We start from the raw sequence: 1,125 nt of genomic DNA on the forward strand, positions 1-1,125 counted from the left end.
GAATCGAACAAGAACTGCCCTTCGGCCGCGTGTTTTTCCGCGGCAAAGGGCTGTTATTGCTGGGCTTTCTCTGGGAATGGTTGGATTTTTCGCCGCCTCGAAGAGCGCAATGCAGACATCACCACAGATGTTTGTTGGCGAAAGCGTGGCCGGAGCCGGATTTGAGATAACGCTCGAATGAAGTCGCCCTGGCTCGATTCGAGAAGCCGATATACGTGACGATCCGCCGTGGCAGGAACTTGGACGTATGGCTGGATTTTCCGGCGTTATGCTCGGCAATCCGCCGCTTCAGGTCGAAGTCACGCCGATATAGCGTTCACCTCCCACTGCCTTGCTCTCCAGCAGGTATACATACCACGCGAACCACCCTCCTTGGCTCGGCAGGCAGACTGCCAAACCTGTCTTGCAAGGATTCCAGGGTACAGGAAGACCTCCCGCTTCGCGGAAGGAAGACGTGTCCCAAGCAGCGCGAAGCATTGTTTTTGCTAGGATCTAAGGCCCTCCTTCGCCGAGGCTTCGTAGGGCATCCTGCTATACGGAGGGGAGGCTTGTCCTGCGAAGCGCGCAGCGCGAAGCAGGATGGCGGAGAGGATGGGATTCGAACCCACGAGAAGCTTTTGACCTCTACTCCCTTAGCAGGGGAGCGCCTTCGACCACTCGGCCACCTCTCCGTTGCGCCGCTGGATAAAGAAAAGCGCGGGCACAATCAACAAGCCCCAGCCAATATCTCGGAAAAAGAAGCCATTATCTGAAAAAATAGCAACGCGCCGTGGCGCGGCTTTCCAAGGATGCGGCGGTTCTGCGGCAGTTTCCTGGCTAGCGACTCGGGACATGGCCATGATTCCGTCAGCCGATCGCCGGATTCGGCGGCAAACAAGGGTTGCGACGGCCTCGATGGTTAACGAGAGCTTTCTGAGTGAGGCCAAATCGTGTCATTTGTGCAACAACGCCAGGGGATAGCAGCCGAACAGCCCTTTCGCCGGTACGATCGTGGTTGAACGCCGCCGCCTCATGGGTAATGTCGGTTTCGAGGAAGCGGCGCGGTGCGCATCTTTTTCGGTAGTGGGGATGGGGCAGGGAACGCTGTCCTTCAGCAAAGAATACCCAGACCCGTTTTTTAACTTT

General features: G+C 57.1%; 3 protein-coding genes and 1 tRNA gene. All 4 read right to left on the bottom strand.

Annotation, left to right across the window (positions count from 1 at the left end; genetic code table 11):
• Positions 1 to 118: 118 nt before the first annotated feature.
• Positions 119 to 292: a GIY-YIG nuclease family protein gene (locus NKI20_RS33575; RefSeq protein ID WP_502898190.1), complete on the bottom strand. Its 174-nt coding sequence runs from the start codon at positions 290 to 292 to the stop codon at positions 119 to 121.
• 288 nt (positions 293 to 580) lie between these two features.
• Positions 581 to 671 (bottom strand) — tRNA-Ser (locus NKI20_RS33580).
• Positions 633 to 833, bottom strand: a complete 201-nt coding sequence (locus NKI20_RS33585) for a hypothetical protein (RefSeq protein WP_156938582.1) — start codon at positions 831 to 833, stop codon at positions 633 to 635. Before NKI20_RS33585 ends, NKI20_RS33580 begins: the two co-directional genes overlap by 39 nt.
• A gap of 13 nt (positions 834 to 846) precedes the next feature.
• Positions 847 to 1,125: hypothetical protein (locus NKI20_RS33590; RefSeq protein WP_352838287.1), on the bottom strand; the 279-nt coding region annotated here is incomplete at its 5' end.

The sequence above is a fragment of the Mesorhizobium sp. M0830 genome (assembly GCF_040319965.1).
GTDB lineage: Bacteria > Pseudomonadota > Alphaproteobacteria > Rhizobiales > Rhizobiaceae > Mesorhizobium.